The sequence below is a fragment of the Mastigocladopsis repens PCC 10914 genome (genome assembly GCF_000315565.1).
Classification (GTDB): domain Bacteria; phylum Cyanobacteriota; class Cyanobacteriia; order Cyanobacteriales; family Nostocaceae; genus Mastigocladopsis; species Mastigocladopsis repens.
The window spans coordinates 1,851,943-1,865,478 of the sequence record NZ_JH992901.1 but is presented as its reverse complement, the minus strand read 5'-3'; the positions used below and the strand labels follow the sequence as shown (position 1 = coordinate 1,865,478).

At 44.8% G+C, this 13,536-nt stretch carries 12 protein-coding genes; 10 read left to right on the top strand and 2 right to left on the bottom strand.

All coding sequences use genetic code 11. The annotated features are described in order from the left end of the window. Nucleotides 1-48: 48 nt before the first annotated feature. From MAS10914_RS0110385 to MAS10914_RS0110340, 10 genes are all read left to right on the top strand, one after another. Nucleotides 49-1,725 carry an efflux RND transporter periplasmic adaptor subunit gene (locus tag MAS10914_RS0110385; RefSeq protein WP_017315870.1) on the top strand — a complete coding sequence of 559 codons (1,677 nt, stop codon included), beginning with the start codon at nucleotides 49-51 and terminating at the stop codon, nucleotides 1,723-1,725. A 15-nt stretch (nucleotides 1,726-1,740) separates the two neighbouring features. After that, nucleotides 1,741-4,866 carry an efflux RND transporter permease subunit gene (locus MAS10914_RS0110380; RefSeq protein WP_017315869.1) on the top strand — a complete coding sequence of 1,042 codons (3,126 nt, stop codon included), beginning with the start codon at nucleotides 1,741-1,743 and terminating at the stop codon, nucleotides 4,864-4,866. Between the two features lie 68 nt (nucleotides 4,867-4,934). Further along, nucleotides 4,935-5,429 (top strand): hypothetical protein, encoded by a 495-nt coding sequence (locus MAS10914_RS0110375; protein WP_017315868.1) that lies wholly within the window; start codon nucleotides 4,935-4,937, stop codon nucleotides 5,427-5,429. An 80-nt stretch (nucleotides 5,430-5,509) separates the two neighbouring features. Beyond that, nucleotides 5,510-6,238 (top strand): two-component system response regulator RppA, encoded by a 729-nt coding sequence (rppA, locus tag MAS10914_RS0110370; RefSeq protein WP_017315867.1) that lies wholly within the window; start codon nucleotides 5,510-5,512, stop codon nucleotides 6,236-6,238. Further along, nucleotides 6,225-7,691 carry a two-component system sensor histidine kinase RppB gene (rppB, locus tag MAS10914_RS0110365; RefSeq protein WP_017315866.1) on the top strand — a complete coding sequence of 489 codons (1,467 nt, stop codon included), beginning with the start codon at nucleotides 6,225-6,227 and terminating at the stop codon, nucleotides 7,689-7,691. Before rppA ends, rppB begins: the two co-directional genes overlap by 14 nt. A gap of 109 nt (nucleotides 7,692-7,800) precedes the next feature. Beyond that, entirely contained in the window at nucleotides 7,801-9,093 is a 1,293-nt protein-coding gene (locus MAS10914_RS0110360) for an AmpG family muropeptide MFS transporter (protein WP_017315865.1), read from the top strand. Beyond that, nucleotides 9,078-9,479, top strand: a complete 402-nt coding sequence (locus MAS10914_RS0110355) for a hypothetical protein (RefSeq protein ID WP_017315864.1) — start codon at nucleotides 9,078-9,080, stop codon at nucleotides 9,477-9,479. The genes MAS10914_RS0110360 and MAS10914_RS0110355 overlap by 16 nt, the downstream gene beginning before the upstream one ends. 227 nt (nucleotides 9,480-9,706) lie before the next feature. Then, on the top strand, nucleotides 9,707-9,901 hold the full coding sequence (locus MAS10914_RS32705) for a hypothetical protein (RefSeq protein ID WP_071599814.1): 195 nt from the start codon (nucleotides 9,707-9,709) through the stop codon (nucleotides 9,899-9,901). Nucleotides 9,902-9,911: 10 nt separating this feature from the next. Beyond that, entirely contained in the window at nucleotides 9,912-10,454 is a 543-nt protein-coding gene (locus MAS10914_RS0110345; RefSeq protein ID WP_026082464.1) for a GNAT family N-acetyltransferase, read from the top strand. A 144-nt stretch (nucleotides 10,455-10,598) separates the two neighbouring features. Next, nucleotides 10,599-11,357 carry a HEAT repeat domain-containing protein gene (locus MAS10914_RS0110340; protein ID WP_017315861.1) on the top strand — a complete coding sequence of 253 codons (759 nt, stop codon included), beginning with the start codon at nucleotides 10,599-10,601 and terminating at the stop codon, nucleotides 11,355-11,357. Nucleotides 11,358-11,396: 39 nt separating this feature from the next. Here MAS10914_RS0110340 and MAS10914_RS0110335 read toward each other — a convergent pair whose 3' ends face one another. Both MAS10914_RS0110335 and MAS10914_RS0110330 read right to left on the bottom strand, forming a co-directional pair. Next, entirely contained in the window at nucleotides 11,397-11,948 is a 552-nt protein-coding gene (locus tag MAS10914_RS0110335) for a Uma2 family endonuclease (RefSeq protein ID WP_017315860.1), read from the bottom strand. Nucleotides 11,949-12,105: 157 nt separating this feature from the next. After that, nucleotides 12,106-13,446, bottom strand: coding sequence for a PQQ-dependent sugar dehydrogenase (locus MAS10914_RS0110330; RefSeq protein WP_017315859.1), 1,341 nt, complete (start codon nucleotides 13,444-13,446; stop codon nucleotides 12,106-12,108). Nucleotides 13,447-13,536: the final 90 nt, after the last annotated feature.

Here is a 13,536-nt window from a genome sequence, read left to right as displayed (position 1 = left end):
CGCTATCGCAACTTCTTTCCTCGAGTACTCAAGGACTTTTTAAGCGCGATGCTAAACTCTCTGCGTTCCCAACAACTTACAGCAATTCGTTGTGTTTCTGGTACACTCGTAAGCCTGCTGTTATTAGCTAATTCCTCAACTGTTTTAGCTCACGGCGGACATGGAAACGAATTTCAAGGAGGAAGTGAAGCTTCTCAAAATACTGGTTCTATTCAAGTTGATGCCCAAACCGCAAAACGTTTAGGAATTAAAATCGAGCCAGTGAAACGTCAGCGGCGAGCTGTTGGTATTAAAACCACTGGTCAAATTGAAACCCTGCCTAGTCAAAAAGTGGAAGTGACTACCCCAATTTCTGGGGCGAAAGTGGTTGAGTTGTTGGTAGAACCTGGTGCAGTCGTGAAAAAAGGTCAACCAGTTGCTGTTGTAACCAGTCCTGACTTGGTGGAACTACGGGTGAACTCTCAGGAAAAACTCGCTGAAGGTCAGGCTGATTTGCAGCAAGCGCAAGCTGACTTACAACTAGCACAACAAAACTATGAGAAATATCAGCAAATAGCCGCAGCTGAAATAGCCGAAGCCCAGAGCCAAGTCGCATTTGCTCAAGAAAAGTCTGACAAAGATAGGCAGTTAGCTGATAATGGCGCTCTCCCCCGTCGCGATGCCTTGGAATCCCAAACCCAACTAGCACAAGCTAAGGCAGAACTCACCAAAGCTTCGAGCCGCCGAGACGTTATTGATGCTGAAAATAAACTCAAACGTGCTGAATCAGCAGTTGAGGTAGCAAAAAAACGTATTCAACTTAGTAATGCCACTTATCAAACTCGATTGCAACAACTGGGAAACAGCGCCAATGCTAAGGGACTGGTGACGGTGACTGCTCCGATTTCTGGGAAAGTTGCTGATAGGGAAGTTACAATTGGTCAATCCTTTGAGGATGCGGGTGGCAAATTGATGACGATCGCCAACGACAGTCGAGTTTATGCTACTGCAAATATCTATGAAAAAGATTTGGGCAAGGTCAAGACGGGTCAACAAGTAAACTTGAAGGTAGCTTCTGTGCCTAATCGCACCTTCACCGGACGAATTGCCGTAGTTGGGTCAGTGGTGGAAGATGAAACGCGGGTTGTTCCTGTGAAAGCCGAAATAAATAACCTCGATGGAGTTCTCAAGCCAGGGATGTTTGCAGAACTAGAAGTTTTGACAGACCAAACATCGACAGCTATATTAGCTATTCCTAATTCAGCTGTGGTTGAGGCGAACGGTAAGAAACAGGTTTACGTGCAAAATGGGAACGCCTATCAGCCTGTTGAACTTACCTTAGGTCAAACTTCCGGGGACATGGTTGAGGTCAAGACTGGCTTATTTGAAGGGGATTTGATAGTGACTCAGCGATCGCCTCAACTTTATGCTCAGTCCTTGCGAGGTGGGGGAAAAGCAGAGGAGCATGGGAGCACAGGAGCAGGGGAGAAAGATGCAACTCCTCACTCAGGAGTGACGACTCAAACCTCAGCACTTCCTTGGTGGGTTGCAGCAGGAGGAGGAACTGCGGTAGCTGCTGTCGCTTTTGTGGCTGGTGCTTATTGGTCTGGTCGTTCCACAAAACCTCAGCTTCAGCTATCGACAGAAGATACCTATGTACTAGACGAAACTCCCACTCAATCACCAAGCTGGGATGACAACCACCGCGTCACCCATGAGGAGTCAAAAGTCACTAATGAGAAATAATAATAATCAATAAAAATGCTGAGTGCCATCATTAAATGGGCGATCGCCCGTCGTTGGCTAGTCATCCTGGGTGCAATTGTCGTCACCATTTGGATATTTCGTACAATTATCCAAATGCCCTTAGATGTTTTCCCCAGTTTTGCACCACCGCAGGTCGAAATTCAAACCGAAGCCCCTGGACTTGCTCCCGAAGAAGTTGAATCCCTAGTAACTTTACCAATTGAAAGTTCCATTAACGGGACTCCAGGAGTGACAGCAGTACGCTCTTCGAGTGCGTCGGGACTCTCGGTTGTTAAAGTCATTTTTAACTGGGAAACCGATATCTATCAAGCTCGCCAACTGATAACCGAGCGATTGCAACAGAGCTTTAGTAAACTGCCCCAAGCGGTAGAAACGCCGCAAATTTCTCCTACCACTTCTCCCATCGGTACTGTATTGCAATACGCTTTTACTTCTGAAACGACTCCTTTAATAGAAGTACGGCGTATAGTTGATTGGCAAGTGACAAACCGCCTTTTAGCTGTTCCTGGTGTGAGTCAGGTTATAGCGTATGGTGGCGATGTTCGCCAATATCAAGTATTAGTTGATCACCAGAAGTTGAAAGCATTTAATGTCACTTTAGAAGACGTAGTTGAAGCAACATCTGCTGCCAATGTCAATGCTCCTGGTGGCTATTTAATAACCTCTGACCGTGAAAAGTTAATTCGGGGTATTGGACGGATTGAATCTATAGAAGAATTACAGCAATCAGTGATTACTGCTCGCAACGGCACCCCTGTCAAAATATCGGATATTGCTGATGTACAAATTGGTGCATCTATTAAACGAGGTGATGGCACCTTTAATGGTCAACAAGCCATTATCGTCATGATAAATAAACAGCCTCAAGCTGATACTCCTACTGTTACTCGTGCCATAGAAGCAGCGATGGAAGAGATTAAAGCAAGCTTGCCGAAAGACATTAAGGTACAAGCTACCTTCCGTCAGGAAAACTATATCGATTCTTCGATTGAAAATGTTAGGGAAGCTTTAGTTGAAGGCAGTATTATTGTTGCGCTTATTCTCATTCCATTTTTAATGAATTGGCGCAACCTGGCTATTTGTTTAACAGCCCTTCCATTATCTTTATTAGTAGGAGTGCTACTACTTAATTGGGTGGGACAAGGTTTAAATACAATGACTTTGGGAGGTTTAGCAGTCGCAATTGGTTCTGCGGTTGATGATGCGATTGTCGATGCTGAAAATGTCTACCGCAACCTGCGAGAGAATAAGCACTCCCTCAACCCGCGTCCCATTTTAGATGTGGTATTTGACGGTTGTCAGGAGGTACGAGATTCGGTATTTGGAGCTACCATCATTACCATAGTTGTTTTCTCCCCAGTTTTTGCCTTGACAGGTGTAGAAGGTAACATTTTTATTCCTATGGGATTGGGCTATATGGCAGCAGTTATTGCTTCTAGTGTGACGGCATTAACTGTAACTCCAGCTTTATGTGCAATTCTACTACCTCATGGTAATTTACCAGAAACAGAGCCTTGGGTTGCAAGATTTTTTAAGGGACTGTATCGTCCTTTATTAACTTTTTCGATGCGCCATTCTGGAATTATCTTAGCCCTAGCTGCTGCCAGTCTGATTGCAGTAATTGTGATTGTTCCCTCTTTTGGAAGAGTGTTTTTACCAGAGTTTCAAGAGCAAACTTTAGTGAATACTTTAACGCTTTATCCGGGTGTGTCTCTTGAGGCGACAAATAGTGCAGGATTTGCTCTTCAAGATGCCCTAAAAAATGACCCCAGATTTCCTTATGTGCAATTACGTTCTGGACGTGCGCCTGGTGATGCGGATGCAGCAGGTGTGAACTTGGCACATTTGGATATCGAGTTAAGCGATGAGGGGATGAAAGACCGTGAGGGGACTATTAAGAAGCTGCGAGAAGAATTTAACAAATTACCAGGAGTTGCACCAAATATTGGTGGTTTTATTTCTCACCGGATGGATGAAGTTTTGTCTGGAGTTAGGAGTGCGATCGCTGTCAAAATTTTCGGTCCTGACTTAGAACAACTCCGCACCATCGGGAGTCAAGTTAATGAGGTAATGAAAACTGTTGATGGTATTGTCGATTTACAACTTGAACCCCAGGTTCCAGTAGAACAAATACAAATTAAGTTCAATAGACCTGCTGCTGCGAGATATGGTTTAACAGTAGGAAAACTTTCCGAAATCATTGAAACTGCACTCAATGGAAGAGTGGTATCTCAAGTTTTGGAGAACCAACAAACCTTCGACTTAGTTGTTTGGTTGAAACCAGAAGCACGTCAAAATCTGGATACCATTCGCGATTTGTTAGTAGATACTTCTGGCGGTAATAAGATTCCTTTGGCACAAGTTGCCACAATTGACAATGGCACTGGTCCCAACACTATTAACAGAGAGAATGTCTCTCGTTTAATTGTCGTTTCTGCTAATGCTAGCGGTAGAGATTTGCGCTCTATCGTTGATGAAATTCGAGACAAAGTGAATCAGCAGGTACATCCACCTAATGGGTACTATATTCAGTACGCAGGTCAATTTGAGGCACAAGAAAGAGCAACTCAGAATATCTTAATTTTCAGTATCATTGCCTTTGTTGTCATCACTGTCATTATGTATCTTTCCGTCAAATCTATTCCTTCTACTGGCATGATTATGATTAACTTACCTTTGGCATTGGTGGGGGGAGTATTTTCAGTGGCTTTGACTGGCGGCGTTATTTCTATCGCTTCTTTGGTTGGATTTGTCACTTTATTTGGAGTTGCTACTCGTAATGGTTTGTTGTTGGTAGATAATTACAACACCAAATACGCTGAAGGAATGCCACTTAAGGAACTGTTAATGAAAGGTTCAATGGAACGGCTTAACGCCATTTTGATGACAGCTTTTACATCAGCTTTGGGATTAGCACCCTTAGTTGTTGAAAGTTGTCCTGGCAAAGAAATTTTGCAACCACTTTCGATAGTGGTGTTGGGTGGTTTGTTTACTTCTACAGCATTAACTTTGGTGGTGTTACCCGCGTTGTATGCCAAATTTGGTAAGTTCTTGTTCCCGAAGCGAACTACGCAATTTGTAGACAATGGAAAGGCAGTTAGAGCAGTCATTGAGCGATAATTCCTAACTAGAAAATTGTGCTACCTTTTATTGTCCCAATTATTAAAGAATTACTAAGGAGTAAATCAATGAAATCGTTCAAATCAGGTCTTATTGTTCTAGGAACTATGGGGCTGCTTTTCTTAGGAGCTTGTAGTAACGGGGAGCAAGCAGGTAATACAGAAACTAGTCAAACAACTACTACCTCAACCACTCAGTCTCCAGCATCTTCAGCTTCAGTATCTGCGAAAACAGAGGGGCAGCATGGTGAATCTCATGGGGGTCAAGTTGTGGAGACAGGAGCTTATCACTTAGAGTTTGTCCCAGAAAAGGAAGCAAATGTAACGCACATGGATTTTTATTTACAAAGAGGGGACAATCACTCTGCGATACCGAATGCTAAAGTGACGGCTCAAGTTCAGTCGCCCGATGGGAAACAACAAACTGTTCCATTTACCTATGATCCAAAAGATAAACATTACACAGGTTTGCTATCTCAAACAGCAACTGGTCAATATCAAGTGAAAATTACTGCTAATGTTGATGGTCAAAAGGTAGACGGGCGTTTTAACTTTAATCGATAATTGTCTTAGATAACAGCGAGGCAGGCGTACTGAAAAAGTTTTGTGGGAAATGCTCCCTTTATCGCTGACAGGTTAATTCTATGAGAGTGCTGCTAGTCGAGGATGAACCAGATTTAGGTACTGCTATTAAGCGAACTCTTACCCACCAGAAGTACTTGGTTGACTGGGTGATGAATGGAACTGATGCATGGGCATATCTAGAAAATAGCTGGACGCAATATACGCTGGCTATTATTGATTGGATGTTGCCAGGAATGTCAGGCTTGGAGTTGTGCCAACGGTTACGTAATAAAAAAAATCCTCTGCCTGTGTTGATGCTGACAGCTAAAGACACAATGGAAGATAAAGTGACTGGGCTGGATGCAGGTGCAGATGACTACTTAGTAAAGCCATTTGGCATGGCGGAATTACTGGCGCGGTTACGGGCATTACAGAGGCGAGCCTCCTACGGAGGAGCTTCGCTAACGCCTCACTTCCAACCCCAAGAACTAACGGTTGGCAACCTGACTCTAGATTACGGCAGTAGCACCGTTGTGAGTCACAACGCTACGGGGGATAGACAGGTCATCCCCCTAACTAACAAAGAATTTCAGCTACTGGAGTATTTTATGAGGCACCCGAACCAAATTGTTACCACTGAACAGATTCGCAATCAGCTTTGGGAAGTGAGTGCAGAACCTATGAGTAATGTGGTGGCGGCTCAAATGCGTTTGCTTCGCCGCAAACTAGCCAATAGTGGCTGTGTCAATCCTATTGAAACACTGCATGGTATGGGATACCGTCTTATCTCGCGCCATGAATCAAAATAAACTATTTAGGCTAACCCGCTTGCGTTTGGCTTCGTGGTACGCGCTTGTCATGGCTCTTATCTTAAGCCTGTGCGGATTTGGCGTTTACCAAGCAGTATCCCATGCTCATTGGGTAACCTTAGACCGGGAGTTGGAATCCGTTGCAGGAACTCTGCATGACAGTATTGAACTAAAACTACAGCAACCCGGACGCTTGGAACCAGTTTTAAAGCAGCTTCTACCAAATATCTGTGTTGTTGGAGACAGGTGCATTCAAGAGCAATTAACTTTCAAACGCCATACGGAGAGCGCAATCAACCAAGGCTACTATTATGTACGTTTTTTCGATAACTCAGGACGCCTGTTTGCTATAGCAGGCTCTTATCCAGAAGGGCTGTCCCCAGTCTTGAACAAAGAACTTTGGCAAACTCTGAAAGACAGCAAAGGCAACCTTTACCATCAAATTTCCTTTGTGCTGCACACCCAAGACAATCGGGATTGGGGATATATCCAAGTGGGGCGAAGTCTCGAAGACTTTAGTAGTTATCTAAATGCTGTGAAATTGATTTTAGTGTTCGGATTGCCAGTGGCAATGGGTTTGGTAGGTATTGCTAGCTGGTGGTTAGCAGGATTAGCGATGCAACCGATTTATCAATCCTACAGACAAATTCAACAATTTACAGCGGATGTAGCACACGAATTACGGACACCTTTGGCTGCAACACGAGCAACAGTAGAATCAGCGCTTATGATGCCGCAACTGGATGAAACAGAAGCGCGGGACATTTTGCAAACTGTAGAACGTCAAAATCTGCGACTCACGACTTTGGTTGCTGACTTGCTGCTTTTATCCCGCCTAGATCGACAACCCATGCCAATGCGACGTGAACCTTGTTGCTTGAATGAGATTGTCAGCGACTTAATTGAAGAATTTGCAGCGATGGCATCCTCAGCACAAGTGAAACTGGCATCTTCAATACGAGTGCATCAACCTTTGAATATTACAGGCAATTGTGAGCAGCTTTATCGTCTGATTTCCAACTTAATTGTCAATGCTATCCAATACACTAGAGTGGGTGGTCAAGTAATAGTTGTTTTAGACCGTAATGGCACTCATGCTGTGATTTCGGTTCAGGATACAGGCATTGGTATTCCACAGCAGGAACTGAAGAGGATTTTTGACCGCTTCTATCGGGTGATGGGCGATCGCTCTCGTAGCACTGGCGGTTCTGGATTAGGGTTGGCGATCGCTCAAGCAATTGTTAAGGCACATTACGGCAGTTTAAATGTACAAAGTGAGCTAGGTAAAGGGAGCACTTTTACTATTCAATTGCCCTTCGATATCACCTCATTTGAAGGTGTTCGTTCTATCTACCAATTTAAAGGGTTGTATCGTTGCTTACGTAAATATCTTCGTCTTGTTGCCAGATGGGAAAGTCGGAAAGTTTATTATGAATTTTTTACCTACTGCTAGGTAAAATTGTGGAACTTTGCGTTATGTATTGGCATCTTTGCCTGACATTACACACTAAGTGTGGCAAGATATCGGAAATTCATCCTGGTCAGGAGAATTATATAAAACAGTGAAAACAATTTCATCGCTACTGCAAGTTTTTCAAAGCCGGAAGATGGCGGCTTTGTTGTTGTTAGGCTTTTCATCAGGTTTGCCGTTCTTTTTAACGGGTAATACCTTAAAGGCTTGGATGACAGTAGAGAAAGTGGATTTAACAGCTATTGGGTTGTTTAGCTTAGTGGCTGTGCCATATTCCTTTAAGTTTATTTGGGCACCTTTATTAGATAGATTTACACTGCCATTTTTGGGACGGCGGCGGGGTTGGCTAATTGGGATAGAAGTGGCGTTGTTGATTGCGATCGCCTTCATGGCTTTGCAACAACCCAAGCAAGCATTACAACTTTTAGCCATTAATGCCGTAGTGATTGCCTTTTTCAGTGCGACTCAAGATATCGTCGCCGATGCCTATCGTACTGATGTTCTTCACGAACTGGAGATGGGAGCTGGTGCAGCGGTTTTCGTTTTAGGTTATCGAATGGCGCTGTTGCTCACAGGTTCCTTGGCGCTCATACTTGCTGATAGAATACCGTGGTCATCGGTTTACTTGTTAATGGCAGCAACCATGGCAATTGGGATTTTTGGCACCCTATTAGCACCAGAACCAAAGCAAATTAGCCCACCACAGTCGTTAGCAGATGCGGTCATACTACCATTTGGGGAATTTTTCCAGCGCCAAGGCTTACTCCAAGCCTTCTTGGTTTTGGTGTTCATCCTTTTCTATAAACTGGGCGATGCTTTTCTTAGTAGTATGGCAACGACCTTTTTGCTGCAAACAGGGTTCACCCTAACTGACATTGGTGCGATTCAGACTGGTATGGGACTCATTGCTTCCATTGTAGGTGCTCTCGTAGGGGGAGTGGTTTTGAGTAAAATCGGTATTAATCGCTCGCTTTGGGTGTTTGGCATTCTGCAAGCAGTGAGTAATTTAGCTTACTTTGTTCTGGCTCAACTCGGTAAAAACTACCAGTTTTTAGTGCTTACAATCAACGTAGAAAACTTCTGTGGTGGGTTGGGAACAACAGCGTTCGCTGCCTTTATGATGAGTCAGTGTAACCCGCGTTTTTCTGCCACTCAATTTGCTTTACTATCAAGCATTATGGCTGTCAGCCGAGACATTTTGGTTGCCCCATCTGGCAGTTTGGCAAAAACTACGGGTTGGTCTATGTTTTTCTTAATTAGTATAGTCGCTGCTTTGCCGGGGTTATTTCTGTTGCCATTCTTTGCCCCTTGGAACCAACAGCCAGTGGCAATATCCAGACCAGGACTCGACGATGAGGAAGGAGATTTATGGGGCAGAAACTAATTATTGTTATTGCAACAGCTATTCTCTTAATTACTGGTGTCTTGCTTGGCTACGTGCTCTCCCAGTTAGTTCTGGGATTCCTGACGGCTAACTTACTAACTCTTCTAGGAACATTTAGTCTCATTGTCATTTTTGGTACACTTTATTACGTTTTATTTTGGGAGTTTAGAAGACAGCAGTCACAGACAGGACCAGGAAGAACTCGAGTCTCCCGAAGAGATGAGCGTGGACCTGATACACATCTCAAAAACAGGCTGATCTCTTTAGCTGGTGATGTTACTATCGCTGAACGTCTGGTAGATCGGGTAAAGCAAGACTTCCCAGCTATGCCAGAGAATTGGTATTGGGAAAAAGCAATTGCTGACTTGGAACGCGACCGTCCCTAGCCCCAGCGATGTTCCGTAAGCGCTATGGACTTCCTAGCCTCCAGCCTTAGAAAAACTAGGGGTGTAAGGGTGTAAGGGGGTGAGGGGGTAAGCGAAAGAATTCTTTAGCCGAAGGCAAGATGGGGTACTTCACAAGCACCTAAAACTCGCTAAAATAAACCAAGAAAGTTTTACAAATCTTAAGCTACCTTTTCATAGAAGAACCCTGTTCGTTGCAAACCACAATAATGGCTATATTTCGTCAGTACATCGCCCCGTTTATCGTGGTGTTGATATTCATCATTGCCCTTGTAGCAGTGAGCGCCCGCATCTTTTTACCCTCAGATATGGCTGCACCCGCACCTATTGAAGAGAATAGGGGAGTAGGGGAAGTGCGAGGAGTAAATACCCCCACTTCCAGCTTGTCCACCTTGTCTCCTTGATTAAGTGTAAGTGTCTGAGGAACTACTACCGGGTTACTGTATTCGCCGTGGCTCTACCTTGGATAAGGCGTTACTGGTGAAGTTCATGCAGCGAACCTATCAAGAAGCTTTTCCTCAGCAAGATTTCTCCCATTTAGCGCGAACAGTCGAGCAATACTTCTCCAAGGAAACCCCGGTGTGGTGGGTAGATTTTGTGCGAGTGGAGGAAGGGAGGAGTGGAGGTGTAAGCAAGAGTCATTCTCCCTTTCCCCCGCCCCCCCCGTCCTCATCTTCCCCCATCGCCTGTCTCTGGGTGGGAAATGCCATAGATCAAGTACGTGGCGATCGCCATGTTCACATCTTTTTACTCTACGTTTTGCCAGAACATCGGCGGCGGGGTATTGGGACAGCTTTGATGCGATATATAGAAGATTGGGCAAGGAGTAGAGGGGATCACCAGATTGGATTGCAAGTTTTTCAAACTAACACAGCCGCATTCAATCTTTACAATCAGCTACATTATCAAACCCATTCCTTGTGGATGATAAAATCTCTGGATGATATAGGGAAATAGGGATGTAGAAAAATTTCTGAATTTTGAATGCGTGAATTTTGAATGAATTTCTCCTACCGCCCTAGTTGAAAAATAAACTAATATTAAGAGTTTGACTTATTGACACGGGGGGTTATATGTTAATCCCTATCAGGGATTGAAACTATGTATGACGAAGACGACCTAAGCCTACTTGATGTCGAAGCAGAGCTAGAAAGCCCACTGGATCATATGGGAGCGCTCACTGCCGAAACAGAGACGCCTAAGCCCAATCCAGAGCATATGCTGGCATTATTGGAAGATCCTCAGCCGCAGCAAAGGATGCTAGCGGCTCGTGCTTTTTGCGACATAGAAGATGCTAGAGCTACCCCCCATTTGATTCGCCTGTTAACTGATACCTGTCCCTTAGTGCGGGTGAGTGCGGCATATGGTATTGGAAGAAACCCAAGTTCAGATGCGGTTGAACCGTTGATTACCCAGTTAAACCGAGATTGGAATGGCTACGTGCGTAAAGGAGCCGTTTGGGCATTGGGCAACTGTGGCGATCGCCGTTGCCTAGCACCTCTAGCAGATGCTTTGAGAACCGATATTTCCGCAGTGCGTTTGTGGGCAGCCAGCGCCTTGGCACAAATGGCAGTTGTGGGATACGAGGCAGTTGTGGGAGCAATACCACCGTTAATTGAAGCCTTGGTGCAAGACCCCGTAGCAGCGGTGCGAAGTAATTGCGCTTGGGCAATTGGACAACTCTGTCGCGAACTGCCTTCTAACGTGGTTTATGCCACCGCTATTGATGCGTTAATTCAAGCATTTGCCGAAGACCAAGATTTGGGAGTGCGGGAAGATACCAAAGCCGCCATTTTGGGAGTAGGCGACCCCCGTGGACTTCAATTGATTGAAACACTCGAACAGGAAGGATGGTTTTAGGGGATGAGTAGTTGTTAGTTGGTAGTACACAATTTTACCTCAACCGTTGATAATCTGTTCTACACAAACGGAAACATCAGGGAATGCAAGCGGTTGAATTGTTCCCGCAGTCAGTGTGAGTTTTGCAGCGTACTCTCCGTCTAAAGGTTCTCGGAACACCACCAAGTGTAGCTTTTTGAGGTTGACAACCCAATATTCCGGGATACCGACTTCTGCATAGATTTTGCTTTTTGTCTCTAAATCTTTCTCTAAACTGGAGTTCGCATATTCAATTAACCAGAAGATATTTTCTGGATAGGGGTGATGCTCTCGATACTCGCGCCCCAAGCGTTGGACAATAGCAATATCTGGTTCGGGTTCCGAGTCGTTTGGTAGTGTAATTGGTTTAGCATGACGAACTTTGGCACGTTCAGCCAATAAAGAAGCTAGATACTCTCCTGCTTCATCACTAGAATAAGCATGGGGTTCTCCTTCCGGCGACATTTCTACTATTTCTCCCTTAAGCAGTTCAAGTTTGCGATCGCCCAAAATGCCGGCGGCTATCATGCTGTGATATTCGTCAATCGTCCACTTAGCTGTGATAACAGTCATGGCGATTGATTCCTCCCAATGATTCTTTGTATTTTCTCATCTTAAAACCACTGCAACTCATTGCACTCTCGACTTAGCACCCGTTGTCCATTTGCCGATAGTTGATAATTGATAATTGTCAAAAAATAACTATTCACTACCCAGTACCCACTACCCACTAACCCCCCGTATACTGAATCCGATAAATCCGGTTATTCGCTTCCTCTGTGAGTAAAAGGCTACCGTCAGGTAAGACGAGCAAGCCTACAGGACGCCCCCAAGTAGTCGCTTCAGTAGGGTTTATCAGAAATCCTGTCAGAAAGTCTTCATAGTAACCTTGAGATCTCCCCTTGGCATCAAATGGGACAAAAACGACTTTGTAGCCAGTGCCGCGATCTCGGTTCCACGAACCACGAAAGGCAACAAAAGCACCATTACGATATTTTTCAGGGAACGTCCGACCGTCATAAAACTGCAATCCCAACGCGGCTGAGTGTGCTTGGAAGAGAACATCTGGGGTACGGGTGCGACCTACTAAGTCAGGCCGTTTACTGACCTCACCCGTCTTCTGACGTGGGTCGAGGTTTTTAGGTGCGAGGTAGGCATAGGGCCAACCGTAGAATTCTCCCTGTTGAATGCGTGTCAGGTAATCTGGTACTAGGTCATCACCTATACCATCGCGTTCATTGACAGTGGCATAAAGTTCCTTAGTCACAGGATGAAAGTCCAGACCAACTGGGTTACGCAAGCCAGAAGCAAAAGTCTGCTGCCCAGATCCATCCAAGTTCATGACCTGCACCGAAGCCCGTGGTAATGCTTCTTCATCTACATTGGATTCAGAACCAACGGAAACGTATAGCTTTTTCCCATCGGGTGATGCTACCACATTGCGAGTCCAGTGCTGATTGTAACCACCACCAGGAAGGTTAGCAATTTTTTGACCTGTACCAGTGAGTTGCTGTTGACCTTTTTTATAAGGAAATCGCCGTACAGCATTCGTATTGCCAAGAAAGAAGGAATCACCCGCAAAAGCCATACCAAAAGGAATATTAAGTCCATTGGCTTGAGTTGCAAATGTCTGTTTGACATCAGCCACACCATCACCGTTAGTATCGCGCAGTAAACGAATACGGTTTTGTCTGGTTTCTGTCACCAACACTTCCCCGTTAGGAGTTAAAGCTAACCAACGTGGAGCTTCCAAACCATCAGCAAAAACGTTGACCACAAAACCAAGAGGTACACGCAGAGTGGGCTTATCTGGAATTGGTACTACCTGAGGTGGGTTTGAGGCACTTTCAGTAGCAAAGGGTTGTGGCAAATTACGTACATTAATGCGGATGGGTGTGGGCGAAAGTGGTTCCGTACGAATGGTATTTTTTGGTTGTGTGCGATTCTGTGCTAGTTGAGCAGAAGCTGGAGAAGATTCGGGTGTAGGTTCTTCTAGGGAGGCGCGAGTCTGGTCACAGGCTGCTGCTGTAGTCATTAGCAGAAAAAGCAGCAAGCAACGCAGATATTTCATAGTTGCAATTTAAATAATTATTGATGCACAGCCCTTAAAATTTAAACTAGATGTGCTAAAAATATCACCCGTCTAAAGTCCGATTTTTCC

Bases quoted from the DNA above. Each gene is read 5' to 3' on its own strand.
- MAS10914_RS32705 (WP_071599814.1), top strand. From the start codon at position 9,707: ATGGCTATATTTCGTCAGTACATCGCCCCGTTTATCGTGGTGTTGATA.
- MAS10914_RS0110355 (WP_017315864.1), top strand. From the start codon at position 9,078: ATGGGGCAGAAACTAATTATTGTTATTGCAACAGCTATTCTCTTAATT.
- MAS10914_RS0110340 (WP_017315861.1), top strand. From the start codon at position 10,599: ATGTATGACGAAGACGACCTAAGCCTACTTGATGTCGAAGCAGAGCTA.
- MAS10914_RS0110330 (WP_017315859.1), bottom strand. From the start codon at position 13,446: ATGAAATATCTGCGTTGCTTGCTGCTTTTTCTGCTAATGACTACAGCA.
- MAS10914_RS0110385 (WP_017315870.1), top strand. From the start codon at position 49: ATGCTAAACTCTCTGCGTTCCCAACAACTTACAGCAATTCGTTGTGTT.
- MAS10914_RS0110375 (WP_017315868.1), top strand. From the start codon at position 4,935: ATGAAATCGTTCAAATCAGGTCTTATTGTTCTAGGAACTATGGGGCTG.
- rppA (WP_017315867.1), top strand. From the start codon at position 5,510: ATGAGAGTGCTGCTAGTCGAGGATGAACCAGATTTAGGTACTGCTATT.
- MAS10914_RS0110380 (WP_017315869.1), top strand. From the start codon at position 1,741: ATGCTGAGTGCCATCATTAAATGGGCGATCGCCCGTCGTTGGCTAGTC.
- rppB (WP_017315866.1), top strand. From the start codon at position 6,225: ATGAATCAAAATAAACTATTTAGGCTAACCCGCTTGCGTTTGGCTTCG.
- MAS10914_RS0110335 (WP_017315860.1), bottom strand. From the start codon at position 11,948: ATGACTGTTATCACAGCTAAGTGGACGATTGACGAATATCACAGCATG.